We start from the raw sequence: 25,766 nt of genomic DNA on the forward strand, positions 1-25,766 counted from the left end.
GATAGCTGATAGCTGATAGCTGATAGCTGATAGCTGATAGCTGATAGCTGATAGCCTGCTTAGCTTTTCTGCTTAAAGCGCTCTTTCGCGGCTGTAAAGGATTCGTTCATCGCTTGCTGAATCCGTCTTGGGTCAGGTTTTTTACCACCCATCAGGTCACCAAAGTACACGCAGGCAGCTTCGCCGAGTGCCCAAGTGTAAGCACCTGCCCATGATGCGGCAATGACGCTACCAAAGCCAGGGATGAATTTGATCAGCTCACGCCCGATCGCCTGTGCCAAAAAACCACCCCCGATCGCGCTGACGACTCCACCCGCTTGTGACGGAGACAGTGTTTGTCCGTAAAGTTGCCCTAAAAGACCGACTAAGGAAACTTGTAACGCCGTCAGTACGGGCATTGTGGCAAAAGGCAACGGGACAGCGGCAAGTGTTGCTGCCATGATTGCAAACGGTAAAATGTAACGGCGACCTGCATCCCGATAAAGGTTGCCCAGTTGCTCTCCGGCACCGTCATTTAGAAGTTGATGCATGGTGCGAGCCTCCGCTTCGGGCAATAAATCTGCCAGTGCGTTGACTAATGGCTCTAAACCGTAGAACGTTGGGTTAAATTCATCTTCTTCTAGGGTGAAGTCAATCATCACGGCGCGATCGTACAAACCTTTAAACGATTCCTGCACAGCAGTAAAGGCTCGGCTGACTGCTTCAACATCCGGTGGGTAAGCAGGATGATCACTCAGCGCGGCTGGATAAAGCTCGTGGAGAGAGGTTACAGCCAGCAGGCAAGGTACTTCGGGATGCTGCTTGCGAAGTTGGCTGGCAATCTGACGCAGAGTATCAGTCGCAAAATCGTTAATCTTAACAGTGAGAATGAGCACTCTGGCGCGGCGGTTCTCATCAGGTTGGAGTTCGCTCACGAGTTCTTGCACGATCGCCCCTGTTTCTTGAGACACATCGCCTAGACCAACTGTATCAGTAAAGATGAGTAGCGGCAGGTCGTTGGTCGGATAGCTATAGCGCTGTGTGTGCTGCGTATGGGGTCGAAAACCCTGACCCACGATTTCGGCTGAAACTCCAGTAAGACCACGAACGATCGAGCTTTTTCCCGCTTGTGGTTTGCCCACCATGAGCGCTTCGGTCGTCGGCAATTCTGACCGTACCTGCTCTAAAATCTCAACGACCTCAGCCTCGCTAACGCTAAACCAGGATGTTAGCGTCGTTGTAAGCCACTGAACAGGAGCGAATCGCTTCCAGCCGCCCAACTGTTCATTCAAGGTGCCCCACGCTTCTAGCGCAGACGATTTACGATCGATGTTTTCGCTGGTCGGTTCAACAGAAACGATCGCAGTTTCTTCATGCGGCTTGTGGGAAACGTCTGAAGGCTGTACCTCAGATGGCTCAGACATGAATGTCTAACAATGAGTAGGTGTACATCCTTACAATAATTCCAAATTGTGTGTGGGTACACCACCCAATGATTGACATGGCAGTCAAGCAGATCTAGAACGCTGCCACCGATCAGGTCTCGTCACGACGATCGCCGCCTGACGCATTTGCCCCTGGTGAAGATTCGTAGAGGGCATCTAGCTGTTCGCGTGCATCTTCGACGCTCATCGATCGCATGACTAGAAGCGGCTCGTTGATCACATTCCCGGCTGTGTCCAGGAGTTCTGGATGCGGTACCATCCGCAACCGTCCTGCTCCTGCTGCCTGCGGATCACCCATTGCCCAGTTTCTAGGCGCTTGACTGCGCTGCGATTCTACACCCAGAGTCATCAAATTCCGAATCAAGTTTCCGACCGCAAGGAAAGCAAGCGTTGTAAAGGCAATAATGTAAAGCAAATGTAGGATCATAGGGGTTTCCTCAGGATTAGCAGCCTTAAGTAAGGGCTACATCAGTGCGTTTTTATGGATGCTTAAAATTTCAGGTACTCAACGATCGCTCAACCAAACCAGCAGACGTGAATCAGAGCGTCACTTCATGATGCTACTTAGCAGCTCAAATGTGGCTCAGCTCTACGGTCAGTTACAGTTGCTTCTCGCCGGACTCTTGAAGCCGAAAGCGTACAGCGACTTGCCAACATTCTGCTACGAGATCGTGCCAGGGTTTCATCACGGCTGTCTCAACGCCAACCTGCCCATCAGTTGCTTTAAGAAGCATCTGTGCCGTGCTCACTTCTCGTTGTGCTATGGCGACTCGTGCCAGCAGTTCCGCACGTTTCTCAGCGCTCAAAAAAGAGAGCGTTTCTGTTTCTAAGAGCAGTTGTGATCGGTCGAACCAGTACTGAAAGTCTTCTAACAGCGGCTCCAGGATCGATCGGAGCAAGTCTGAGTTGGATGAATTGGAATCAAACATTACTAAAACTGACTTATTGTATCCATCTTCCCATTTTAGCGCTTTCTCAGGTTCGCAACCCTTCTTTACATAGATTTAAGTAACGCAAAATCATCAGCCCTAAGAGGGGATCAATAAGATTCAGTAAGATAGAGGTTGTAGTCTTAGCTAGCGATGTGGACTTGCAGCACCGGACTTTAGACTAGATCTGTCTAGAGTTTGCTGCATTCCGATCATGCTTTGATTGATGTGCGACGCTTGTCCGTCTGCTGCTCGCCCTCTAGTGTCTATTGTCTCGATGCCATCTCCTATGCCGTTCTCCGCCTCCCCCGACGACGATCTGCCCGAAAAAATTCATTTGCCTCGCACCAGCGAATCGGTACCGCTGCAAAAGATTCGCCATACCGTTTCTCATGTGATGGCAATGGCGGTGCAGAAGTTGTTCCCCAAAGCGCAGGTGACGATCGGACCCTGGATCGAAAACGGCTTCTACTACGACTTCGACAGTCCAGAGCCATTTACTGAGAAGGATCTGAAGGCGATTAAAAAGGAGATGACGAAGATCATCAACCGCAAGCTGCCTGTGATTCGGGAAGAAGTGAGCCGGGACGAGGCAAAGCGCCGCATTCAGGCAATCAACGAACCCTACAAACTTGAAATTTTGGAAGGGCTAGAAGAGCCAATCACGCTTTATCACCTGGGCGACCAGTGGTGGGATTTGTGCGCGGGTCCGCATGTAGAGAACACTGCCGATTTGAAGCCAGACGCGATCGAGCTAGAAAGTGTGGCTGGCGCTTACTGGCGCGGCGATGAAACTAAAGCCCAACTCCAGCGCATCTATGGCACTGCCTGGGAAACGCCCGAACAGTTGGCGGAATACAAGCGGCGCAAAGAAGAGGCACTCCGGCGCGATCACCGCAAGCTAGGCAAAGAACTGGGACTTTTCATCTTTTCAGATCTGGTTGGACCCGGTTTGCCATTGTGGACACCGAAAGGAACGGTGCTGCGATCGACCCTCCAAGAATTTCTGCAAAAAGAACAACTCAAACGGGGCTACTTGCCCGTCGTGACTCCTAATATTTCCCGTGTCGATCTGTTCAAGACCTCCGGACACTGGCAAAAATATAAGGAAGATATGTTTCCGCTCATGGCAGAGGATGCAGAGTCAGCAGCATTGGAGCAAGGCTTTGTGCTCAAGCCGATGAACTGCCCCTTTCATATTCAGATTTATAAAAGCGAACTGCGATCGTATCGGGAACTGCCCATGCGATTGGCAGAGTTTGGCACTGTTTACCGCTATGAGCAGTCGGGCGAACTGGGTGGCTTAACGCGGGTGCGCGGCTTTACGCAAGATGATGCTCATTTATTTGTCACTCCAGAGCAGCTTGAGGACGAATTTCTTAAGGTGGTGGATCTGATTCAGTCGGTGTTTCAGGCATTGCAACTGGGCAATTCGTTTCGGGCACGTCTGAGCTTTCGTGACCCTGACTCTGATAAGTACATTGGCTCTGATGAGGCGTGGGAAAAAGCCCAAAGTGCCATCCGTCAAGCGGTCGAAAAGATTGGTATGGAGCACTTTGAAGGCATTGGCGAAGCGGCATTCTACGGTCCAAAGCTGGATTTTATGTTTAATGATGCGCTCGATCGCGAATGGCAACTGGGCACCGTCCAGGTCGATTACAACCTACCCGAACGCTTTGACCTGGAGTACGTAGCCGAAGATGGCACCCGTAAACGTCCTGTCATGATTCACCGTGCGCCCTTTGGTTCTCTCGAACGGCTCATTGGGATTCTGATTGAAGAATACGCAGGCGATTTTCCGGTGTGGTTGGCTCCCATCCAGGTGCGTCTGCTGGCGGTGAGTGAAGAGCAGCTTCCGTTTGCAAAAGAGGTGGTCAGTCAAATGTTGGCGATCGATGTGCGGGCAGAGGTCGATACAAGCGGCGATCGTCTCGGCAAACTGATTCGCAACGCTGAAAAAGACAAAATCCCCGTGATGGCAGTCGTCGGTGCAAAGGAAGTCGAAGCCAATGCGCTTAGTATCCGTACTCGTGCCTCTGGTGAACTGGGCGCAATTTCAGTCGATGCGGTTCTAGAGCGGCTGAAGTTGGCAAACCAAAACCATATCACCTTCTAATTTTGTGCGTCAGTCGTTAGGATCAGACGAAAGCAAACCCTCAAGGCATTCGCGTATGGCTTACCTTATTGAGCCGCTCATTCAGCAAACCGATCAACAAGTCGTCTTGTTTGGCGTAAGCTGGCAGCAATATGAGAATCTTTTGGCAACGCTAGGAGATTTTCCAGGGCTGCGAATGACCTACCTTGAAGGCGGATTAGAGTTACTAATGCCCTCCTCTGAACACGAAATGCTCAAGAAGGTCATTGCTCGCTTGCTAGAGCGATACGCTGAAGAATTAGACATTCCTCTGCACGGCTACGGCTCTACTACGTTTCGTAAAGAGGCAAAAGCCAGAGGACTAGAACCTGACGAATGTTACTGCATTGGTTCGTTAAAGGACATTCCTGATCTTGCGATCGAAGTCATTCTGACCAGTGGTGGATTGGATAAATTAGATGTTTATAAAGGATTGGAGATTCCGGAGGTTTTACTCTGGCAGAATAACCAGCTTGTTCTCTATGACTTGAGAGGGGATAGTCTCACTGTTGCCAGTCGTAGCCAATTTCTTCCAGATTTGGATATTGCTTTACTGGCTCGATACGTCACCCCTCAAGAGCAACCCCAAGCCGTCAAAAGCTTTATTTCGATGCTACGTCAATCTCAGTACAGCTAATCGCTACTGATCATGAGCTTTTATAGTTGGGATGACTCAATAAGTACCAGAAGACAACGATATTCACTGCAAAGACGATCGCTTTAAGCACTGTGAAACCATTAGCTAATTCATAAACTTCGAGTGGAATACTGGTTCCAACTAGTACTAAGACGAGAATGTGCGCCCAGCGTTTTTCATACCACAAGCCCACTGCTTCGATCGCCGTCAAAAGGGCATAAACGCCTGCACCAATACCGCTAAATTCCAGGGTTCTTGGATTCAAGTTTAAGATTTTATCTAAAACCCAATTAATGATTTGACTCTTGCCTTCGAGCGTATAAGCATCAGCAAAAGCTGACAGGCTGTCGTAGTTCTTTAAAGCTAACAGCAGTGCAAGAGACGTAACGGCTAAAAGCGACGCGACAAATGCTTTATAAAAAACGATCGCAAGCAATCCAAAAGGGCGCTTCGTCAGCATCTCTCTTCTCTTCGGCTAAGGAATGAGAATTAAGTAGCACCGATTTTTGTAGGTTGGTTGAGGCACGTAGCTTGCTTCCCGCAGGGTAACCCAACACCTCCGGAGCGTTGGGTTTGCCAAAGCTCAACCCAACCTACACAGATGATTTAATCCACGATCCTAAGCAATTGTTTTCTCAACCAAGCATACACGCCCTAACGCTTGGACTCTGGTAAAAAGAGCCTTGCGTTTTATTGCGCCAATGGCGATGTTTGTGCAGGAGACTGTTGGTCTGTCAGTTTTTCAATCAGGCTAGGTGGTGTTGCCTGACGGTACGCCCCACAGTAATGCATCGTCAAAACCGCCTTGAACGCCCAATGGTTTGCAGGAACATCGACAAACGGATTGGGTAGCGTGTCGGCTCGGTTCTGGACGCAGGCTTCGAGGATCTGTCTTGCTGTCGGTTCAGCCTGAGCTTGAGCGATCGCATTACGCTGCTGACTTGACGGGGATGCGATCGTGGCTAAGGGAATGGCTAAGCTGGCGATCGCTAATACTGTCGCTCTCATCAAAGATTTAGATTTCATCGGAAAGCCGCTGAGAAGGATTGATTGAGCCTTGGCTGTAGAGGTAGCCCCATCGCCAGTGTAACCATAAGACTATTGTTGCAGAGATAAGCTAGATTTGCAGGAACACCTCAACAGTTATACGTGTATAGAAATAGAAAAGCGATCGCCCCTTTTGTTGATGCAGGAGCGATCGCGATTATGTTTTATGCTTGCTACTCTTCTGAAACTGCTGCCGCTTGAGCCTTGCGCTGACGCAGAATACCCAACCCTAGCCCAATTAAGCCCGGTAACAAAGCAGGAGTGGGAATAGCAGTGGGCACCTCACCCACAAATTGTAGGATTGGTTGTGTTACAAAAAAGCTACCTGAAAAAGCAGTTTCATAAGAACCAGAAGACCCGAATCGGTAGGGTAGGGAGACAACTCCTGCATCTTGTGTGACATTGACATCTAATCCATCAACGTCGCGGAAGCCAATGAAATAATCCTCACCTGCCAGCAGGCTTAGAGCGGTAAATGTTCCTCCTGAAAATGCATTTGCGAGAGATGTAAAACTTGCTGACCGTAGCAATGTGCCGCCTGTTGTTGGGGCTTTGTCATATACCTCAACCGTTACAGTTTTTGACCCAACGGACCTAGCACCAAATTTTGTGTTAATTCCGCTCAGATCGTAAGAAAAGGTGGGGGTATAAGACCAGCCAACTTCACTAGCACCCCAACTCACTCTTTCCGCAGGTGATTTGTCGGCATTGACGGAATCTACTATGCTGAGTGCATTAGCAGGATTTGAAGTCCCCAACACAGTACAGACCGTACTGGTTGCGATGCCGATCGTTGCAGCAGAAAGTGAAAACTGTTTAATGCTAAACATGAACTGAAGAACTCCAAAGAGGGTAGTGGTGAATGGTAGAGACCCTTGTTTGGCAGTGGATCGTCAAGCTGGCAAAGATTCAGTCGTTGTGGTGGTAGCCGTTTGCACTCTGTTGCTTCTAGAGTAACTACTGAGTTGCCTTAAATACATCGGTGAAAGGTCAGGAAAAGGTCGGATCAAGGTCGGCATCTTGCCAGTTAGAGGAGGGGTTGAACGCGATCGTTTCTTTGGTATGGAAAAGGCGATCGCACCATACTTAACTTTCAAGAACTATTGTTCGCAATTACTACTGCAAGAGCCAGGAGTGCGACTGACAAGATCTCCTGTGAAAGTATTGATCACCTCATCAACGCATTGACCGTTGGAATTGCGGAGCCGTTGCAGCAAGCGACCTTCTCCTAAAATCTTGGTGCAAATAACCGTTCCAGCCTGGGCTAATTGCGTTGATGGTACTGTTTGGTTCACCTTCGTTAGTGTTGCAGTTGTTGACGTTGCAGCGTTTGCCCTTGGCATTAAGATGTCAGTAAATGCAGTGTTTGAGGCAGTAGCAAAAGCAATCCACTGCCGTTGCGGTTCTTGTGAATCGAGCGCTCTGGTGAGCAAAATGTCGCCAGACGGGCAGGTCAACACATCAATTCTGACTTTCTCAGAGGTCGTAATCTGGCTGTGCTTGCCAGAAACAAGACAGTGAGCATTCTTCTCCCATAGGTTTTCCTGTTGTCTTGCTAGAGGCGCTTTTTCAGGCGAAACTCCTGCTTTGAAAGCGGTGATGAGGTTACTAATTGATGGAATGCCACTGGCAATCAGGGCAACTAAAACGGGAGACATGAGTAATAACTGCCACCAGGGTTTTGAATCGGTGCTGAGTGAATCTGAACTGATGTTGAGATTGGCGGGTGCTTCTTGTGTCATGGGTTTAACTATCCTTCGATATGCTGTAACGGTGTCTGGGATTAGCTTGGTAGTACCCTAAAATGCGATCGCGGCTCACTGAGTCTCTGCAATGTCAGCCTGACTCAACGGTGCTGGAATTTCTTTTGAACAAAGCTTATCTTGTGTGTAAGGGCTTTGACGGTCGGAAAAGGTCGGATCAAGGTCGGATCGGGCGTAAATTTACGCAACTTTGATACTAAAAGTTCCCGCATAAAGCTGAGCTTCATAATTATCTGTGCGGAAATACTAATCAGTGGGCGTAAAGGTGAGTAGAGGCGGCTAGCTCAGTCAATCTACTTCCCTGTGGAATCTCACCATGAATTCTGAAGACGCGATCGCTCTCGTAGAAAAAGTTTTGAAGCAGGCAAGACTCACTAAAATTCAAGAACTCGTGTTCCGGCAGTCCTGGGAAGGGCAGTCGTATATGGAAATTGCCCACAGCTCTGGCTACGACCCTGGTTACATTAAAGATGTTGGGTCTGAACTCTGGCGATCGCTCTCAACGGCTTCGGGTGAAAAGATTACCAAGCTCAATTTTCGCGGTGTCTTGCAGCGAACCGCGACAGTCGTAACCAGGGGACAGAGGACAGAGAACAAGGAAGCAAGCCAAAAGCGAACCGATTGGGGCGACGCGATCGACGTTTCCATCTTCTATGGACGCACCCAAGAACGCGCTACCCTCAAGCACTGGCTTGTGCAAGACCGTTGCCGACTGGTCACGCTGCTTGGCATGGGCGGCATGGGCAAAACCTCGCTCTCAGTCAAACTAGCAGAGGAGATCCAAAGTGAATTTGCATGCGTGATCTGGCGATCGCTGCGGGATGCACCCCCGCTTGACGAACTGCTGACCACGCTGATTCAGTTTTTTGCCCAACAGCAAGACACCGCTTTGCCAGATAGCTTGGGCGGCAAGCTTTCTCACCTGATCGAACTGCTGAAGCGATCGCGCTGTCTCATCATTCTCGATAACGTTGAAGCGGTGTTGCAAGGCGGCAAGTGTGCTGGAACGTACCGCGAAGGCTATGAGACGTATGGCGAGCTGCTCAAGCGCGTCGGTGAAATCGCGCATCAGAGTTGCTTGGTGCTGACGAGCCGAGAAAAGCCGCAGGAAGTCGGCACAATGGAGGGCGATCGTCTGCCTGTGCGAACTTTGCCGCTCGTCGGTTTGGATGTTGCGGCAGGACAACACATTCTGGATGCCAAAGGCTTGCACGGTGCCATCGACGATCGGGAACTGTTGATTGCTCACTATCGGGGGAACCCACTGGCGCTGAAGATGGCAGCCACCTCAATTCAAAACTTGTTTGCAGGTCACATTGCCCCCTTTCTGGAGCAAAATACGGTTGCCTTTAATGGCATTGGTCACTTGCTTCAGCAGCAATGCGATCGCCTGTCACCGCTAGAGCAAGCGGTCATGCACTGGCTTGCCATCAATCGTGAACCCGTCACCCTTGCAGATCTTCAGGCAGATTTGGTGTCTGAGTTGCCCAAATCAACGCTGATGGCAGTGATGGAATCCTTACGCTGGCGGAGTTTGATTGAAAGCAGCGCGATCGGCTTTACCCAGCAACCAGTCGTGATGGAATCTGTGACCGAATCATTGCTTGAACAGGTTACCAATGAAATTGTGACCGAGCAGCCACAGGTCTTTCTTAGCCATGCGCTCATCAAAGCTCAGGTAAAAGATTACATCCGCGATAGTCAGATGCGAGTCATTCTGAAACCACTCATCGATCGCCTGCTAACACAACTCGGCTCACCCAAGCAACTAGAGCTTAAACTGAGTCGCCTGTTAGCATACCTGCGAACCCACTGTGCCCAGCAGCCAAATTACGGTGCAGGCAATTTGCTAAACCTATGTCGCCAATTAGAAACCGATCTCACAGGCTACGACTTCTCCTGCTTGAGCATTCGGCAGGCATACCTGCAAGATGTCAATTTGCATCAGGTGAATTTTACCGAGGCTGAGTTCGTCAACTGCGCCTTTGCGTCTACGTTTGGCGGGGTCACGTCCGTTGCTTTCAGTGCGGATGGTCGTCAACTGGCAACCAGCGACACCAACGGCAGCATCCAGCTCTGGAGTCTGACGCACGGCAAACAACTTGCCCTTTGCACTGGGCACAATAGCTGGGTGTGGAGCGTTGCCTACAGTCCTTCACAGCCGTTGCTGGCGAGTTGCGGTCAGGATCATCAAGTGCGGTTGTGGGATAGCAACACGGGGCAATGCCTCAAACTACTGGAGGGACACATCGGCATCGCTACCGCTGTCGCCTTCAGCCCCGACGGTCAGTGGCTTGCCAGTACCAGCGGCGATCAAACCATTCGTCTGTGGAACGTTGCGACTGGGCAGTGTGTGCAAACGCTGTATGGTCATGCTGCCTGTGTTTGGAGTGTCGTGTTTCATCCCGATGGCAAAACCCTCTTCAGTGCGGGAGAAGATAATGTAATCCGGCGCTGGCAGATTGCAAGTGGACTGTGTGTGCAAACGCTGACGGGACATCAACACTGGGTTAGAGCGATCGCCATCAGTCCCGATGGACAACAGCTCGTTAGTGGTAGCGATGACCAAACGTTGAAACTCTGGGATGTGACTACAGGCAACTGTCTAGCGACCTTAAGCGGTCATCACAAACCCGTCACGGCTGTTGCGTTCAGAGCCGATGGTAAAACCCTGGCAAGCAGCAGCTATGATCAAACCCTCAAGCTCTGGTGCGTTGCCTCCCAACACTGTCTGCAAACGCTTCAGAAACATACGAATTTTGTTTGGTCGGTTGCCTTCCATCCCACTCAACCGCTGCTTGCCAGTGGCGGCGAAGACTACACAGCCCGCCTTTGGGATCTACAAACAGGGCAATGCACTAAAACCTTGCAGGGGCACAGCAACTCCATTTATACGATTTGCCTGACAAACCCTGGCGGGAACGTCCTCGGCACGAGCCAAAATCTGCTTGCCAGTGGACACGAAGACCAAACTATCAAGCTCTGGGATTTTCATCCGCAAACTTTGAACCCAACATCAAACCCGCAGCCCTTTCGTGTTTTGCGTGGACATGCCGGACGCATCTTCTCGATTACCTTTGCACCACTAGCCCATGCGCCCAGTGCAGACGGTCAGATGCTTGCCAGCGCCAGCGCCGATCGCACCATCAAACTCTGGAATCCGCACACCGGACAGTGCTTGAAGACATTACATGGGCATACCAGTTGGGTCTGGGCGATCGCCTTTCACCCCAACGGCAAACAACTTGCCAGTGCCAGTTACGACCACACCCTCAAACTCTGGGATGTTGCTACAGGCGATTGCTTGCAAACACTCAAAGAGCATACCAGTTCCGTCTTAGCCGTTGCTTTTAGCCCCGACGGGCAGTGGTTAGCCAGCGGCGGTTATGAACAAACGATCAAACTGTGGCATTCTAAAACTGGGCAGTGTCTCAACACATTAAAGGCACATCTGAATCGCGTTTGGGCAGTCGCGTTCAGTCCTGATAGCCGCTACTTGGCAACGGGTGGCGACGATCGCACCGTCAAGCTGTGGGATGTGGCAACGGGTCAGTGCGTCAGAACGTTTGAAGGACACACAAGCCAGGTGGTATCACTCCTGTTCCATGCTGATAACACCAGTCTGATCAGCAGCAGCGCTGACAAAACGATTCGGCGCTGGAATCTCACGACAGGCGGCTGTATAACTACGCTCCAGCAACACCAAAGCTGGGTCTGGTCACTCGCACAGGATCCCCAAAACGGCATTCTCTTGAGCAGTAGCCAGGATGAAACCATCAAGGCGTGGCATCTTGAGACGGGAACCCACTTAAAAACATTGCGCTGTCCCCGACCCTACGAAGGCACTCTCATTGCAGGGGCAACAGGCTTGACAGACGCACAGAACGTTACCCTTCAGGCATTAGGTGCGATCGAGTCGTGTGAACTACTCGCGTGAGAGGCGATCGCGGCTAAAGGAGTGGCTGCGTTACCAACTGCTAATGCGGTAAAGGCGCTGCTGTTGTGGCACCGTTCGTTATGGCTCCATTGGTAGAGGCAGTATCTCCATTCTGAGCAGCGGTTGAGCTTGTGGTTGAAGCTTGTTTCTTGGAGCGTTTGTATGTACTTGGCGGCTTCCCACCTGCCATTTCGTATTCCTTACTGTTTTTGCCATACATCGCCACCACTGCACTCAAAAGACGTGATGACAGAGCGGTTAAGGCGGCTTCGGTTTCGGCAAATTCAATGCGGGTGCGATCGGCTTCTGCAAGGGCAAGATTGTGAGTCTGCAACTGGGTGTCTGCGGTGGCAATCAAAGCAGCGTAGTCTTGTAGCGTTAACCCATTGCCTAGATTGATGGTGAAATGAACCGATTGCAGCCCGCTTAAGCGTGACTGTGCTTTTTCCAGAGTGGCAGAACGCCGTTTTTGGTAGGTCATAGTGAGTGGTCTTCAGTGGCTAGATGTTGGACTGATGATGGAGTTACTCTAGCCCGGTGTTAATTTCTACGAGATCCGTAAAAGTTTGTAATTTAGTTGAATTTGCAGCCGACGATCGCTGTCTGCTTCCGTAAATTCCTCCGGTTAAGGATTCAATAGTCGTTTCCCAGCCCTCAATAGTCGTTTCCTAGCCCTCAATCATCGATCTCTACGTCTCGATCACTGTGCCGTAGACCCAAATCATTGGTTTCTGTACCTCAACAATCGTTTCCCAAACCCTTGAAATCGTTTTGGGGGCTTCAGTAACCGTTTCGTGAGCCTCAACAGTCGTTGTGCGAACCTCAACAACTGTCTCGTTAACCTCAGCAATCGTTATGCGAACCTCAGTGATCGCTTTACAGACCTCAATAGCGATTTCCTAGACCCAGGACATTGTTTCGTAGCTCCGATCGTCGTTTTGCAGTCTCTTCAAATGACAGCCAATTAAAGCGCGTTCGCGGAGAGTCTCTACAAGAGGATCGCCCAATTACGTTTCAGTCTATTAATAATCATGCCGCTTCCAGTTATTGGTGGGGGCATAGTTGAAAGATGACTGGTCAGATGCGATCGCTGGTGAGCCTTTTAGCTAAACTTTCGAGGTTTGAGAAACAATCAACTCGCGTAACCAGGTACGATCTCTCCCAATTTCATAGTACAGGTCGTTACAATCCAGAGGCGCGTTTCTGGGACATTGATGCAGGTATGGGGCAAGCAACACAACATCGGAATGGTAGCAATTTCGATGTCATCGTCATTGGTAGCGGGATTGGTGGACTGGTGGCAGGATCGCTGCTGGCTCGTTACGGGAAGCGAGTTCTAGTTTGTGAAAGCCACACGATTCCCGGTGGCGCGGCTCACAGTTTTTCGCGGCAGGGCTTTGAGTTTGATTCAGGTCCGTCGTTTTACTGCGGTCTGAGCGATCGCCACTCGCTAAATCCATTGCGACAGGTGTTGGATGTGCTGGGTGAGACGGTGCCCGCGATCGCCTACGACCCAATGGGACACTACCACTTTCCTGAAGGCACCTTCCCGGTGTATGGCAATGCCGATCGCTACCGATCGGCGATAGCACAAGTTACGCCTCAAGGTGCCGCAGAACTGGCTCGGCTAGAGAAACGACTGCTGGGTTTGTATGAAGCGCTGCGAGGCATTCCTACCCTGGCGCTACGGGCAGACTTTAAGCTGGTGCCTCTGCTGTTGAGTCGTTATTTGCCTGCCTTGATCAAGCTCCTGCCCCAACTGGGTGCCGTCCAAAGCTCCGTCGCCGACTTGATGCACGATCTGCATGATCCCTGGCTGCGACGCTTAATTGATCTGGAGTGTTTTTTGCTCTCTGGTCTGAAAGCTGAGGGAACGATCGCCCCCGAAGTTGCCTTTATGTTTGGCGAACGGACACGATCGGTGATCGACTATCCCATCGGTGGCAGTGGCGCGATCGTGCAGGCGTTGGTACGAGGCTTGCAGAAATGGGGCGGGACGCTGCGGTTAGGCACTCACGTAGAACAGATTTTGGTGGAAGCTGGCAAAGCCGTTGGAGTGCGCTTGCGAAATGGCGAAATCTTGAAGGCGGCGATCGTCATCTCCAATGCCACCGTTTGGGACACGTACAATCACCTCTTGAAACCAGAAGATTTACCTGCGAACTATCGTCAAACAGCATTAGAAACCCCAGCCGTAGATAGCTTCATGCATCTGCATCTAGGCATTCGAGCCGATGGGTTGGAGCACCTTACGGGACATCATGTGGTTCTGCACGATGCCGATCGAGACATCACCGTTCCCGGTAATACCTGCATGCTTTCCATTCCTTCTGTATGGGACGCGACTCTGGCTCCTCCCGGTCATCACGTCGTTCATGCCTATACGCTGGAACCTCACGCCAATTGGCAAAAGGACAGCGACTATGCGGAACGCAAGCACGCACGCGCAGAACCACTCTTTCAGGCGTTAGAAAAAGTCATTCCTGATTTGCGATCGCGCATCGTCTTAGAACTCATCGGCACACCGCTCACCCATGCCCGCTACTTGCGCCGTCATCTGGGGACGTATGGTCCAGCAATCGCCGCTGGTCAGGGCATGTTTCCCAGCACCCAAACCCCCATTTCCGGCTTGTACCGCGTTGGCGACAGCACTATGCCTGGGATTGGCGTGCCTGCGGTCGCTGCCTCTGGGATTTTGTGTGCCAACACATTGGTACAGCCAAAGCAAACAGTAGAATTGCTAAACCATCGATCGCACTAACCGAAACAGTTCGATGTGATAGAGGGTAAAGCACCATCATTCCTGATGACTATTTATGACGATCGCTCCAATCATTCGCAAAGCACGACTCCAAGACCTGGCAACAATCGTCAACTTCAATTTGTCTCTAGTCAAAGAGGCACGGGGGAAAGACCTTGATCCCACAACGCTTCAGAAGGGTGTGCAAGCGGTGCTGAATGATGGCGATCGTGGCTTCTATACCGTTGCTGAAGTTGAAGCCAAAGTTGTTGCAGCCGTCTTAGTGACCTTTGAATGGAGCGATTTTAGAAATGCCTGGTTCTGGTGGCTGCAAGACGTTTACGTAGAGCCAAACTACCGTCAGCAAGGCGTTTTCCGCTCCCTTTATCAATATCTGAAAGACCAGGCAACCCTGTCCAACGTTTGTGGGTTACGTCTCTATGTGTATCAAGACAACGCAAGAGCACAAGCGGTTTATCAGTCGTTAGGGATGCAGCCTTCAGATTCTTTAATGTATGAGGAGATTCTCTAAACGGCTGACGCTTCAGATCCGTCAATCAACGGTGTATCCTCTTCTCTTTGTGGCTTGCAGTGGCTCTATCTTTGCTCACATTTCGTGGCGAACTGGCAGCGTTGAGTGCAGCGCTGATTTGGGCGATCGCCTCTGTCATTTACATCGGCATTGGGCGGCAGTTAGCGCCGTTAGTGCTGAATTTGGTTAAAGGGGTGATTGCGATCGCCTTTCTTCTCCTTACCTTATGGTTGCAGGGTGGAGAACTGCCTCAGATCAGCCTGCCAGCGATGGGGCTTCTCTTCCTTAGCGGCATCGTTGGTATTGGGATAGGCGACACGGCTTACTTCAAGGCGCTCAATTGCCTGGGCGCACGACGAGCGCTTGTATTAGAATCTGTCGCTCCCCCGTTAGCGGCGGTCATGGCATTGGTTTTCTTGCAAGAACGCCTTGCGGTGAGTGCATGGCTTGGCATTGCGCTGACGATCGTCGGTGTTACCTGGGTTGTTGCTGAACGCACAGTTGTAGAGGATCAACCCCCGCGTCACCTCTGGCAGGGCACAGTCTTTGGTTTGTTAGCAGCCTTGGGGCAGGCAGGTGGAGTGGTGCTGTCCAGGGCAGTGCTGGCTAGTACCACCATCGACCCACTGTGGAGTTCTTTGCTTCGCCTTGTAGCAGGTAGCTTGGCGCTGTTAGTTTGGCTGCTGTGCCGACGACAGCCCATCCAATCCCTTCAACAGTCACTGAAACCACTAGGCTCCAGACGCTTTCTGACTCTTCTAGTCGGAGTTGCGTTTGCCAGCACATATCTGGCAATTTGGCTCCAGCAAGTGGCACTGAAATATACAGCCGTTGGCATTGCACAGGCGCTGAGTGCGACCAGCCCGTTGTTTGTCATTCCCATTGCGATCGCGTTAGGTGAAAAAGTCAGCCTGCAAGCAATTGTGGGCGTTCTCATCGCCATCATTGGTATCTGGCTACTATTTAGTTGGCAATGAGTGAACGTTTGTAATGCTCCACTGCAATGTCCTGGTGAATGGCGTGATCTAGCGGTTCCCATTAGAGGGCGGTACAAGGGCTGAGGTTTTAAGGCAGAGGGCAGAAGTTAAAGAGAACGGCGGCTTTCCTTCTGCTTACGTTCGGCTGAGCGCCCTTCGGCTGAAAGCTCACGTCGAAGCCTGCCTTCCGCCTCTTTGCAACTGTACTTCACTGGATTAGGAACCGCTATATTAATGCAGGTAATGCAGGAACCCTTTAAAGATGCATCGGCTTAAGCGTAAACGATCGTGTAGTTTGCCATCATAACTGTAATTTTTGTCATAAAAGCTTAAGTTACTGTTAAGTCCGTCTCTCATTCGCGGTTGAATCAGTTATGTTACAGCAGCTTTCTCAAATCTCTGAGAGTTTTGGTACTAACTACTACTTTGCATCCGTATCGGACGACTGCTCATAGGACTGTTGCTGAGTGTATGAGTGGATTGTAGAACGAGAACCACGCTAACAATCGCGTTTGAACCTGGTTGGGTTTAGTCGGTGCAGCAGCGATCCCCGTTTTTCTACTCTTTTAGTTAGATATATCTAACCTTTTAAGGCTGCTAAAGTCATTGTCGCTATGATTCTTCGCTCACAGGATGGACACTACGAGTAGCGACTACTACCTTGATACTTGCCTCCAGTCTTCATTCTGAAACCGCGCTTAGCACGATCGTCGGGTGCAGAGATTTGCGAACCCGCAAGAACTCACAGTTCTACTCAAACTCCCTCTCGCTCAGTGCGCTTGCATCTGTCAGCTAACGGCTGATGGCATCAAACAGCGAACTTCTACCCCTTGGATTTTCTTACATGACTTCAAATTTTGATCCCCGTTTGACTGCATCTGCGCTTACAAGAGCGCTTGTCAATGGGCAGACGATGCAGCAGGGTGAACCGACTCAAGCACAGTACTTGAGCAATGAGCAGGCAGATGCTGTTTCGCCAACCGATCGCTGCCACAGTGATCCCCTACAAACCGCTCAAGGTGTGTACGTCACTATACACGGACATTTTTACCAGCCTCCGCGCGAAAACCCCTACCTGGATGCGATCGAGCGTCAACCCAGTGCCGCACCGTTTCACGACTGGAATGAGCGGATTCACCACGAATGCTATCGCCCCAACGCCTTTGCCCGCATTCTCAACGAACAGGGAGACGTGCTGGGGATCGTCAATAACTATGAGTTTTTGAGCTTCAACATCGGTCCCACGCTTATGAACTGGCTGGAACGGCACGATGTCGAAACCTATCAACGCATTTTAGATGCCGATCGCAAAAGCTGTGCCCGCCTGAATGGACATGGCAATGCGATCGCGCAGGCGTACAACCACATCATTTTGCCTCTGGCGAACGATCGCGACAAGCTGACTCAGATTCGCTGGGGTAAGGCAGACTTTCACTCCCGCTTTGGACGCGATCCCGAAGGTATGTGGCTGGCAGAAACAGCCGTTGACTACGCCACTTTAGAGGCACTCGTTTCCGAAGGGATCAAATTTATTGTCCTGGCTCCGTCTCAAGCCCAGCGCTGTCGATCGTTGTCCATGCATGACCAGCCAGCGTCCGAGTGGCTAGAAGTCGGCGGCGGGCAAATCGATCCCACCCGTCCCTATCGTTGTTTCCTGAAGCATGAGGACGCACACCCTACACCCCACACCCTACACCCCACACCCTTCATCGACATTTTCTTCTACGATGGACCCATTTCTCGTGACATGGGGTTTGACAGTGCCTTGAGTAGTTCTCACCACCTAGCGGGACGATTAGGGCAAGCAGTGCGCGGGGATCAGCGTCCCTCGCAGTTAATTTCGGTCGCAACAGATGGTGAAACGTTTGGACACCACAAAGGTGGCACCGAAAAATGTCTTGCCTATGCGTTTGCCTATGAGTTCCCCGATCGCGGTTGGACAGTTACTAACTTTGCCCACTACTTATCACTGCATACACCGACCTGGGAAGTAGAGCTAAAACCCGTCACAGCCTGGAGTTGCAGCCATGGGGTCGATCGCTGGCAAGATGACTGTGGCTGCGGCGGCGGTGGACTTTGGAACCAACAGTGGCGGCGACCGTTACGAGACGCATTGGATTGGCTACGGGATCAACTGATCAACGTATATGAAGCGGCAGGCAAAAAGCTGTTCTCTGATCCTTGGCTGGCGCGGGATGAATACATCCAGGTCGTGCGCGATCGTAGCCTGACCAGCCTTGATGGTTTTCTGTCACGGCATCAGACCCACAAGTTCACTGCTTCAGAGCGCGTGGATGCCTTACATTTGCTCGAAATGCAGCGCCATGCCCTCCTGATGTATACCAGTTGCGGCTGGTTCTTTGAGGAATTGTCCCGTCCAGAAGGGGTGCAGCTTCTGCGCTACGCGGTTCGCGCACTCGAACTCGCTGGCGAAGTGACGGGCATTCAGCTCGAAAAGGCTTTTGTGAGACGATTGGCATTGGCCCCTAGTAATGTCGAATGCTTTAAGCATGGTGCAGAGGTCTATGACCAACTGGTGAGGACAGCGCAAATTAGCATGGAGCAAGTTGCGGCTCACTATGCCATCAGTTCGCTGTTTACCACCTACAGCCAAGAACACCAAATTTATTGCTATACCGCCCAGCAGCTTGATTACCAGTTGCAGCGGATGGGTTCTCTGACGCTGGCGATCGGGCAGCTTCAACTGGTTTCAGATATCACGCGTGAAAGTACGCATCTCGTGTTTGCTGTCGTTCATTTGGGTGGATGGGATTTTCATTGCTGTATTCAACCGTTCTCGGGACGGCGCGACTATGCCGACATGAAAGAACAATTGTTTGAGTCGATCAAACAAGCTAGCGCCGCGCAAACGATTCTGGCAATGAATGCGCTCTTCGGCAGCCAGTCTCACAGTCTTCAGAGCCTGTTCGCGGAGGAGCGTCACCGCATTATGCGTCTGCTGACCCACGAAACGCTAACACGGCTCGATCAGCTCTATACCCAGGTCTACCGGGATAACTACGGTGTCTTAATAGCATTTCATCGAGACGAGTTAGCCGTACCGCGAGAGCTTCAAGTAGCGGCTGAAATCGCGTTGAGCCATCGCGTCATGCTTTCTTTAAGAGCGTTGGAGCAGGAGAGCAGCGATCGCTCAACGTTGCCAGCCGCCGCAAGTCGCCTTTTAGAGCTGGAGTCGATCGCCACCGAAGCGACTCACCTCCATTGCCAGCTCAATCTACCGGAAGCACGACAAACGCTCGAACGACTGGTGCTGCGATCGCTCTGGCAACTCCTCTACCACTTTGACTCTAACACCTGCAAAACTGAACTCAATCGACTGGAACGACTCTTGATCCTTGGTGAGCAGTTGCACCTCAATCTTTCGTTGGCTCAAGCGCAAGAACTCTACTTTCAGCGGTTGCAGAACTGGATCATTCCCGAATGCGTCCATTGGTTGAGCAATGCAGGACAATCCAAACCTGATCGCGTGGTGACCATACCGTTAGCCGATCTGCGATCGTTGCTTGCTTTGGGACGCACACTAGCAGTCGATGTATCAGGCTGGCTGAAACAGTTACCTGTCTAGCTATCAGCTATCAGCCGTCAGCTTCAGACGGGTTTCTTGCGGTGGTTATGTGCTAATGCTGGTTGACTGACAAATCTTTCAGCGATCGCCCGCCCCGCCCTGCACTCGAAGTACGGGCTAACAGCAGTAAGTCCTCTAAAGGAGGACTGCAAGGGGCTGCAACCCGTTTCAACGGGTTTTCTACCATTAGCCCGGATTTTAATCACGGGCGGGTGAGCAACGAAGCCATCAGCCTTGCAGGACTTTTGTCAGTCAATCAGGTGCTAATGACATGCCTTGGTTAGAAACCCGGTTTCTAGCTCAGGTCTTTAAACGCAAGTAGGGTTGCATTTTCATACAACCCTACTCGAAATGATTAATTAAAGCTCCCCGCAGCGCCGTCTTACCTCAGTTTTTGACCTGGTAAAAAACCAGGTGGGTACCTAGTGCCGTGACTTAAAGTTTCCGGGTACAAGCCCGGTCTACTGCCGTCCGGCGATCGGTTCCCTTTTGAACAAGGCATAGTCAAAAAACATTATTGGCAGTCACCAACGCCGCAGATGAACCTTCCACTATTTTAACGGCTCCCCTTGCAAACTGCCTACCTCTGGCGACGATCGTTTCTACTCATCGGTTTCATTCAGCGCGTTCAAATAATCCAAAAGCTTACGCAGTGTACGTTACCGTTCACGAGCTAATCCGCAACCCTTGCACATAATCCGGCTCCGACTGCCATCAAAACAGCCGCAACTGCCAGCGATTCGTTCAGGCTTTCTTTGAGCAAGAGCGCTGAGACGGCAACTCCAGCAAAAGGCGAAAGAGCAAAATACGCACCTGCACGTGCGGCTCCCAGATGGCGCAATGCCATGACAAAGCAAAACAGCGTCAGACCATTGGTGAGAAAGCCCACGCCTAAAACACTACATAGAATGGGCAGTGGCGGTAAGGATTGCCCAATGGTTAGGGCGATCGCCACATTCATTGCCCCAGCGACTCCACCTTTCAGCATCGCTATCTGCAAGGGATCTTTCATCGCAATTTTGCTAGTGAAATTGCTATCCAGCGCCCAATAGAAGCACGTGCCTAAAATCAGCAGTGCGCCCCACGTAAGACCCACTCTGGCGTTTTCGGCATGAGAGAGAATAATCCCTCCCGCCACGATCGCCAACATGCCAATCAACACCTGCCAGCGATACTTTTCGCCAAAGACAGTCCACGCCAGTAGTGCTGTGAAGACGCACTCAAAGTTCAGTAGTAAGGAGGCAGCAGCCGCAGTCGTCTGCACTAAGCCCAGCGTCAAGAGGACGGGTGCGATGATGCCGCCAACGACGATCGAGGCTCCCAGCCAGCGCCAATCATGCTTTTGCAAGCGATCGCTCGGCGGCACCTGTCGTTTGCAGATCAGTCGGCTGCGAATCAGATAGATCGGCAGCAGTCCTAAACCACCGCCTAAAAAGAGTAGACCCGCCAGCATCCAGGGCTGTACATCATCTAAAAACAGCTTGGCTAGAGGCGTAGTGCCACCAAACAAGAGCGCCGTGCTCATGCCAAAGCCCACACCTGGCAAAGCTGCCCGAAAGCTTAATTGGGTCACAAATTTGCCTGAGAGCTTGTTAAAGAATCATTGCACATGGTTAGAACAGCGGTCAGCTACGAGCCATCAGCTAGCAGCGGTCAGCTAGCAGCTAGTCGCTGCCAATTCAGGACATTGGTTCTTTGCAGCTTCTAAGCTGGTAACACCAGGAATGAAACTTCGATCGCGCCATAGAACGTCTCCAGGCTACGCTTACCGTCCTCATCCACACCGCGCCCTTGACCAGAATAAAGGCGTGAAATTCGGTAGCGGTGATAGTTCATCAGGAGTTCCGGCAGGGTGATGTACTGCACTTCATCGCCGTTGAACAAGGCACGATCGAGGTCTGGCAAATTGTACCAGGGGCACTTCATCAATTCGTGATGAGCGTTGTGGTAGCCAAAGTTCAGCAACAGCACATTCAGCCAGCGGTAACGCAGTGAAATCACATTTGAGAAGGTGTTTGCCTGTTCATGGGCACGATCGCGCTTGGGTATCGCGCTACCAACTGCAAAGACTTCATACGTGTGCTGAAACGCATCCACAAACCGCAGAATGGTCAGCATACCGATGTAAGACACGAAGTAGAGCAACAGTGCTTTCGGCGACACGATACCTAAGATCGCAAATAAGCTACCCCGAATCAGCAGCATCAGCACGTTTCGCAGGCGATCGTCCGTGCGATCGGGTTCCCAAAACGGCGCAAAGATCGAGCGAATCCGCAGCAGAAACGCCAGCGAGGGAAAGTAGAGCCATTCGAGCGCCAGGAGGAGCGATCGTACAGGCGCAGGCATCGCGTTCAGGAAGGTCGTCAGGTCAAAGCGGCAAAAATCGACTCGATTGACGTGATGAGCAATGTGCAGTCGTGCCAAATCTTCAAAACGGGCATAGCAGCCACCATTCAGCCACAGCATCACGTTGCCGAACACAACATTCCACGCTTTGCTTTCAAAAAGGGCACTGTGCATAAAGTCGTGCGCTAGATAAGCTGAAAAGAGCAGGCTATGCGTCAGCAGCACGACTCCTAAGCCATTGAGCCAGCCATTTGCTGCCAAAAGCAAGGCGATGCTACCCACATAGCCAACCAGCGTATAAAGGATGGCAAGGCTATTCCACAGCGACTTTTTCTGATGTAAATAGCGGTTGATATCGATCGATCCAGTAGTCATGACGGTTTTGAACCCCTGATGTTCGTTCAGTTGATAGTTGGTTAGCGGTCAGCTATTAGCTATCAGCTATCAATACAGGTCTAGCAACTGATTGCTGTGGCTTGCTTCTTCATAAGAGTTCGCTGACCGCTGACCGCTGATAGCTGATAGCTCAACAGCATTGTTTTTTCCATTCTGCCCTTAGTAACGTTAATGATCGTCGTGTAGAGCATGAATGATGGCGCGTTTGATTTGAATAAAGGCGGGATCGAGCTTCAGTTCCAGGTCACGATGTTCGGGCAGTTGTACGTGGACTTCTTGCTTAATCTGACCGGGTTGAGCGCTCATTACATAGATGCGCTGTGAGAGAAAGACAGCCTCTTCTAGATCATGCGTGATCATCAGAATGGTTGTGTGGGTTTGCTCCCATAATTCCAGCAGAAATTTCTGCATTTGCTCCTTCGTTTGGGCATCCAGCGCACCGAAGGGTTCGTCCATCAGCAAGACTTCTGGTTCGTTTGCCATCGCGCGGGCGATCGCCACTCGCTGTTTCATCCCGCCAGACAGTTGCTTGGGATAAGCTTTCGCAAACTTGGTCAGCCCAACCACATCTAAATAGTAGGACACCCGCTGCTTGATCTCTGCTTTGGGTAAACCGCGCAGCTTCAGCCCAAACGCGATGTTGCCTGCGACGGTGAGCCAGGGATAGAGCGTGTAGCTTTGGAAGACCATACCGCGATCGGCTCCGGGACCCGGCACTGCCTCACCGTCTACCAGCACGTTGCCAGAGCAGGGTTGCACTAAGCCAGCCACAATGTTGAGCAGCGTCGATTTACCACAACCGGACGCGCCGACAATACAGACAAATTCTCGCGGTTGCAGATGGAGATCAATGTTCTGCAACGCCGTCACAGTTCTGCCCTTCTGCGAAAAGCGTTTGAACACGCCCTGTACTTCCAGTTTGGGGCACTCGGCTGAGTGAACGAGTGTGGGAGATGTGCTAGTAAGAGTCAAGTGATTACTCGCATTCAAGGTGGGACTCAAAGTCTTCGTGGCGCGAGGCGATCGAGAAGAGGGTGTTTGAGCCACGCCAGTCCATTCAAACATCTGCGGCTGCGACATGCCACTGGTGATCCTACCTTCATTAAACGAATGCCTGAAGTCTGAAATTGTGGCGATCGCTACGGTTACTCTCCTGACCGCCCTCGACAATCTGGACTACGTTGCCAACTCACCCCACTTCAACGACCGCCGTGCTCAAATCTCTTCCCACGTCCCGCAAACGGTATTTGACCCCATCTGTCTTCTGGAGCATCCGTCAGAGCTTTCCACGCTGGCTGAGTCTGCTCATTTCAATCACAGCGCTGGTGGTACCGTTGCTGGTTTGGGCAGTGCTGAGCTATGGCGGTTGGGTGACACCCATCTTTCTCCCCACGCCCACAGCCGTCTTGCAATCTGGCATTCAGATGTTCACGGAAGAGAATTTACTGCTGGATGTGTTTGCCAGTTCGTATCGTGTCTTTTTAGGGTTTTTATTGGCGGCTGCGGTCGGTGTCCCAGTTGGCATTGCGATGGGCACGTTTTCCAGTATGGAGAGCCTCTTTAGCCCGATCGTCGGCACCGTGCGCTATATGCCTGTAGCAGCGTTTGTGCCGCTTATCATACTCTGGCTGGGGTTAGATGAGCCGACCCGCGTAACGATCATTTTTCTCGGCATTGTATTCTTCAACGCCATCATGGTGGCAGATGCCGTGAAGTTTATCCCCAACGAGCTGTTGAGTGTGGCGTATACGCTAGGGGCAAATCGTTTCGATGTGTTGGTGCGAGTCATTGTACCCGCGATCGTGCCCAGCATTATTGACACTCTGCGCGTGAACGTCGCTGGAGCCTGGAACTACCTGGTGATTTCAGAACTCATCGCCTCTGAGAATGGGTTGGGCTTTCGTGTCGTGCAGTCACAGCGCTACCTCCAAACTGACAAGGTGCTGTTTACGATCGCCATCATCGGTCTCATTGGACTACTGACAGACTTTGCGTTCAAGCTGCTGTTTAAGCTCGTCACCCCCTGGGCAGAGCGATCGTCTTAGAGCGCCCCCTAAATCCCCCAAGGCTGGGGGACTTTATAGAAATCCAGCGCCCCCAGCCTTGGGGGTTGGGGGGCTTCTAATCCTACTCAGCCAACAAAATGCGATCGACGAACTTCTCCATTAACTGGTTCGCGATCGGTGTTGCTTGCAACGACTGAAGAATGGCATCCAGCGCCTCTGCACTGTCTAAATAGCGGTGCTGATAGCGGGTAATGCGAACGGTTAGATCGGCTGGATCGATTTCGGGATGGAATTGAAAGGCATAAAACGGCTTCCCCTCCATCCGAAACGCATGATATGGGCAGAGATCTGAGTACGCCAACAGAATTGCTCCGTCTGGTAGGGAAACCGCGCGCTCTTTGTGTCCCGACACTGCCCAAAACTCGTTGGGAACATCGTGGAAGAGCACATCTACCGCAGCCGCTTCAGTCAGTTGCAGCGGATAGGTGCCCATTTCCATGTTTGCCACATCGACAATCACCTGCCCGCCCAACGCTTCGATCGCCGCCTGAAAGCCAAAACAAGACGCAAACACCGGAATGCTTTGCTCTAAACAGTGAACCAGCAGCCGCTTTGCCGATGCAACGAATGGGTAGAGTTCTGGTTGCGTCACGGATGCATCGCTGGAACCGCCGACGAATAGAGCATCGTAGCCCTCCATACAGGTTGAGTCAAATTCAGGGGTAGCAAAGACATTCAGCACCGCAAACTGGTGAGCGTTGAGACGGCTGTAGCGCACGAACTCATCGAATTCTTCTTGACACGTCTCCGCATCATCCCGGATTTGCAATAGAAGGAGCTTGAGCTGAGCACGTTGTTTAGTCATGAATGGATTGAGAGTCGCCTTGCCGTGAGTGAGCGCGAGGTTAGTGTAGAGGAAGTTTTGCGCGATCGCCACCACTCTATGAAAGTTACCTCACTCTCTACCCTGCCTGAACAAGCCGTTTCTCACAATCTAGCCATCAAAAAAAAGGTCATGCTGAGCCTGGGCGAACTGCCGCACTTGACCAACTTCTCACAAGCCTGCTTTGCCCCAGGACAGATCGCCAGCGCTCACAGCCATACAGATATGTGCGAGGTCTTTTTCGTCGAATCCGGCGAAGGCACAATCTGGGTTGATGATGTGCCCTACCCGTTGCAAAGCGGTACCTGCGTTGCTGTAGAAGCGGGAGAAAAACACGAAGTTCGCAACACTGGCTCGACCGATCTGATTCTCACGTACTTTGGGCTGCGGGTCGAGTCTGTAGCAGTGTAGGGCGATCGTGCCAGTTCC

At 51.4% G+C, this 25,766-nt stretch carries 21 protein-coding genes and 1 other RNA gene; 9 read left to right on the forward strand and 13 right to left on the reverse strand.

The genetic code is table 11. The features are described from left to right. Positions 1-59 precede the first annotated feature (59 nt). From AC5JO6_RS00005 to AC5JO6_RS00015, 3 genes are all read right to left on the reverse strand, one after another. Positions 60-1,403: a YcjF family protein gene (locus AC5JO6_RS00005; RefSeq protein WP_496078983.1), complete on the reverse strand. Its 1,344-nt coding sequence runs from the start codon at positions 1,401-1,403 to the stop codon at positions 60-62. A gap of 112 nt (positions 1,404-1,515) precedes the next feature. Next, positions 1,516-1,848, reverse strand: a complete 333-nt coding sequence (locus AC5JO6_RS00010) for a DUF2973 domain-containing protein (RefSeq protein WP_496079125.1) — start codon at positions 1,846-1,848, stop codon at positions 1,516-1,518. A 175-nt stretch (positions 1,849-2,023) separates the two neighbouring features. After that, positions 2,024-2,353, reverse strand: coding sequence for a DUF2605 domain-containing protein (locus tag AC5JO6_RS00015; protein ID WP_496078984.1), 330 nt, complete (start codon positions 2,351-2,353; stop codon positions 2,024-2,026). A gap of 277 nt (positions 2,354-2,630) precedes the next feature. Here AC5JO6_RS00015 and thrS point away from each other — a divergent pair, with 277 nt between their 5' ends. Together thrS and AC5JO6_RS00025 are read left to right on the forward strand one after the other, a co-directional pair. Then, positions 2,631-4,469, forward strand: coding sequence for a threonine--tRNA ligase (thrS, locus tag AC5JO6_RS00020; RefSeq protein ID WP_496078985.1), 1,839 nt, complete (start codon positions 2,631-2,633; stop codon positions 4,467-4,469). A 55-nt stretch (positions 4,470-4,524) separates the two neighbouring features. Then, a complete protein-coding gene (locus AC5JO6_RS00025; protein ID WP_496078986.1) occupies positions 4,525-5,124 on the forward strand; it encodes a Uma2 family endonuclease in 600 nt (199 codons plus the stop codon). Between the two features lie 10 nt (positions 5,125-5,134). On the opposite strand, the gene AC5JO6_RS00030 is transcribed toward AC5JO6_RS00025, so the two are convergent. From AC5JO6_RS00030 to AC5JO6_RS00045, 4 genes are all read right to left on the reverse strand, one after another. Next, positions 5,135-5,584 carry a DUF2127 domain-containing protein gene (locus tag AC5JO6_RS00030; protein WP_496078987.1) on the reverse strand — a complete coding sequence of 150 codons (450 nt, stop codon included), beginning with the start codon at positions 5,582-5,584 and terminating at the stop codon, positions 5,135-5,137. A gap of 230 nt (positions 5,585-5,814) precedes the next feature. After that, positions 5,815-6,150, reverse strand: coding sequence for an S-layer protein (locus AC5JO6_RS00035; protein WP_496078988.1), 336 nt, complete (start codon positions 6,148-6,150; stop codon positions 5,815-5,817). Positions 6,151-6,344: 194 nt separating this feature from the next. Further along, a complete protein-coding gene (locus AC5JO6_RS00040) occupies positions 6,345-7,001 on the reverse strand; it encodes a PTPA-CTERM sorting domain-containing protein (protein ID WP_496078989.1) in 657 nt (218 codons plus the stop codon). Positions 7,002-7,271: 270 nt separating this feature from the next. Beyond that, entirely contained in the window at positions 7,272-7,913 is a 642-nt protein-coding gene (locus tag AC5JO6_RS00045) for a hypothetical protein (protein ID WP_496078990.1), read from the reverse strand. Positions 7,914-8,250: 337 nt separating this feature from the next. On the opposite strand from AC5JO6_RS00045, the gene AC5JO6_RS00050 reads away from it, so the two are divergent. After that, positions 8,251-11,871 (forward strand): WD40 repeat domain-containing protein, encoded by a 3,621-nt coding sequence (locus tag AC5JO6_RS00050; protein WP_496078991.1) that lies wholly within the window; start codon positions 8,251-8,253, stop codon positions 11,869-11,871. Positions 11,872-11,911: 40 nt separating this feature from the next. On the opposite strand, the gene AC5JO6_RS00055 is transcribed toward AC5JO6_RS00050, so the two are convergent. Beyond that, the gene (locus AC5JO6_RS00055; RefSeq protein WP_496078992.1) at positions 11,912-12,352 is read right to left on the reverse strand and encodes a hypothetical protein; all 441 of its coding nucleotides are present in this window, start codon (positions 12,350-12,352) and stop codon (positions 11,912-11,914) included. A 741-nt stretch (positions 12,353-13,093) separates the two neighbouring features. Here AC5JO6_RS00055 and AC5JO6_RS00060 point away from each other — a divergent pair. From AC5JO6_RS00060 to AC5JO6_RS00075, 4 genes are all read left to right on the forward strand, one after another. After that, positions 13,094-14,632, forward strand: coding sequence for a phytoene desaturase family protein (locus tag AC5JO6_RS00060; protein WP_496079126.1), 1,539 nt, complete (start codon positions 13,094-13,096; stop codon positions 14,630-14,632). 55 nt (positions 14,633-14,687) lie between these two features. Further along, entirely contained in the window at positions 14,688-15,143 is a 456-nt protein-coding gene (locus tag AC5JO6_RS00065) for a GNAT family N-acetyltransferase (RefSeq protein ID WP_496078993.1), read from the forward strand. A 71-nt stretch (positions 15,144-15,214) separates the two neighbouring features. Further along, complete coding sequence (locus tag AC5JO6_RS00070; protein ID WP_496078994.1) at positions 15,215-16,120, forward strand: DMT family transporter; 906 nt, start codon at positions 15,215-15,217, stop codon at positions 16,118-16,120. A gap of 913 nt (positions 16,121-17,033) precedes the next feature. Continuing rightward, the gene (locus AC5JO6_RS00075) at positions 17,034-19,706 is read left to right on the forward strand and encodes a DUF3536 domain-containing protein (protein ID WP_496079127.1); all 2,673 of its coding nucleotides are present in this window, start codon (positions 17,034-17,036) and stop codon (positions 19,704-19,706) included. A 362-nt stretch (positions 19,707-20,068) separates the two neighbouring features. On the opposite strand, the gene ssrS is transcribed toward AC5JO6_RS00075, so the two are convergent. The 4 genes from ssrS to AC5JO6_RS00095 all read right to left on the reverse strand — a co-directional run bounded on the left by ssrS (position 20,069) and on the right by AC5JO6_RS00095 (position 23,528). Then, a non-coding RNA gene (ssrS, locus tag AC5JO6_RS00080) (6S RNA) lies at positions 20,069-20,251 on the reverse strand. A gap of 128 nt (positions 20,252-20,379) precedes the next feature. After that, positions 20,380-21,279, reverse strand: a complete 900-nt coding sequence (locus tag AC5JO6_RS00085) for a DMT family transporter (protein WP_496078995.1) — start codon at positions 21,277-21,279, stop codon at positions 20,380-20,382. Between the two features lie 131 nt (positions 21,280-21,410). Beyond that, positions 21,411-22,427: a fatty acid desaturase family protein gene (locus AC5JO6_RS00090; RefSeq protein ID WP_496078996.1), complete on the reverse strand. Its 1,017-nt coding sequence runs from the start codon at positions 22,425-22,427 to the stop codon at positions 21,411-21,413. Positions 22,428-22,616: 189 nt separating this feature from the next. After that, positions 22,617-23,528, reverse strand: a complete 912-nt coding sequence (locus tag AC5JO6_RS00095; protein WP_496078997.1) for an ABC transporter ATP-binding protein — start codon at positions 23,526-23,528, stop codon at positions 22,617-22,619. Positions 23,529-23,659: 131 nt separating this feature from the next. Between AC5JO6_RS00095 and AC5JO6_RS00100 the strand changes: the two genes are divergently transcribed. Next, the gene (locus tag AC5JO6_RS00100; RefSeq protein WP_496078998.1) at positions 23,660-24,493 is read left to right on the forward strand and encodes an ABC transporter permease; all 834 of its coding nucleotides are present in this window, start codon (positions 23,660-23,662) and stop codon (positions 24,491-24,493) included. Between the two features lie 82 nt (positions 24,494-24,575). Here the strand turns inward: AC5JO6_RS00100 and AC5JO6_RS00105 are convergent, their stop codons facing one another. Beyond that, positions 24,576-25,319 (reverse strand): type 1 glutamine amidotransferase, encoded by a 744-nt coding sequence (locus tag AC5JO6_RS00105; protein WP_496078999.1) that lies wholly within the window; start codon positions 25,317-25,319, stop codon positions 24,576-24,578. Between the two features lie 78 nt (positions 25,320-25,397). Here AC5JO6_RS00105 and AC5JO6_RS00110 point away from each other — a divergent pair, with 78 nt between their 5' ends. Beyond that, a complete protein-coding gene (locus tag AC5JO6_RS00110) occupies positions 25,398-25,748 on the forward strand; it encodes a cupin domain-containing protein (RefSeq protein WP_496079128.1) in 351 nt (116 codons plus the stop codon). Positions 25,749-25,766 lie beyond the last annotated feature (18 nt).

This window comes from Tildeniella sp., from assembly GCF_059505325.1.

Coding starts and splice junctions, on each gene's coding strand:
- AC5JO6_RS00040 (WP_496078989.1), bottom strand. CDS start 7,001: ATGTTTAGCATTAAACAGTTTTCACTTTCTGCTGCAACGATCGGCATC.
- AC5JO6_RS00090 (WP_496078996.1), bottom strand. CDS start 22,427: ATGACTACTGGATCGATCGATATCAACCGCTATTTACATCAGAAAAAG.
- AC5JO6_RS00050 (WP_496078991.1), top strand. CDS start 8,251: ATGAATTCTGAAGACGCGATCGCTCTCGTAGAAAAAGTTTTGAAGCAG.
- AC5JO6_RS00075 (WP_496079127.1), top strand. CDS start 17,034: ATGCAGCAGGGTGAACCGACTCAAGCACAGTACTTGAGCAATGAGCAG.
- AC5JO6_RS00045 (WP_496078990.1), bottom strand. CDS start 7,913: ATGACACAAGAAGCACCCGCCAATCTCAACATCAGTTCAGATTCACTC.
- AC5JO6_RS00005 (WP_496078983.1), bottom strand. CDS start 1,403: ATGTCTGAGCCATCTGAGGTACAGCCTTCAGACGTTTCCCACAAGCCG.
- AC5JO6_RS00015 (WP_496078984.1), bottom strand. CDS start 2,353: ATGTTTGATTCCAATTCATCCAACTCAGACTTGCTCCGATCGATCCTG.
- AC5JO6_RS00065 (WP_496078993.1), top strand. CDS start 14,688: ATGACGATCGCTCCAATCATTCGCAAAGCACGACTCCAAGACCTGGCA.
- AC5JO6_RS00105 (WP_496078999.1), bottom strand. CDS start 25,319: ATGACTAAACAACGTGCTCAGCTCAAGCTCCTTCTATTGCAAATCCGG.
- AC5JO6_RS00055 (WP_496078992.1), bottom strand. CDS start 12,352: ATGACCTACCAAAAACGGCGTTCTGCCACTCTGGAAAAAGCACAGTCA.
- AC5JO6_RS00035 (WP_496078988.1), bottom strand. CDS start 6,150: ATGAAATCTAAATCTTTGATGAGAGCGACAGTATTAGCGATCGCCAGC.
- thrS (WP_496078985.1), top strand. CDS start 2,631: ATGCCATCTCCTATGCCGTTCTCCGCCTCCCCCGACGACGATCTGCCC.
- AC5JO6_RS00025 (WP_496078986.1), top strand. CDS start 4,525: ATGGCTTACCTTATTGAGCCGCTCATTCAGCAAACCGATCAACAAGTC.
- AC5JO6_RS00060 (WP_496079126.1), top strand. CDS start 13,094: ATGGGGCAAGCAACACAACATCGGAATGGTAGCAATTTCGATGTCATC.
- AC5JO6_RS00110 (WP_496079128.1), top strand. CDS start 25,398: ATGAAAGTTACCTCACTCTCTACCCTGCCTGAACAAGCCGTTTCTCAC.
- AC5JO6_RS00030 (WP_496078987.1), bottom strand. CDS start 5,584: ATGCTGACGAAGCGCCCTTTTGGATTGCTTGCGATCGTTTTTTATAAA.
- AC5JO6_RS00095 (WP_496078997.1), bottom strand. CDS start 23,528: ATGTCGCAGCCGCAGATGTTTGAATGGACTGGCGTGGCTCAAACACCC.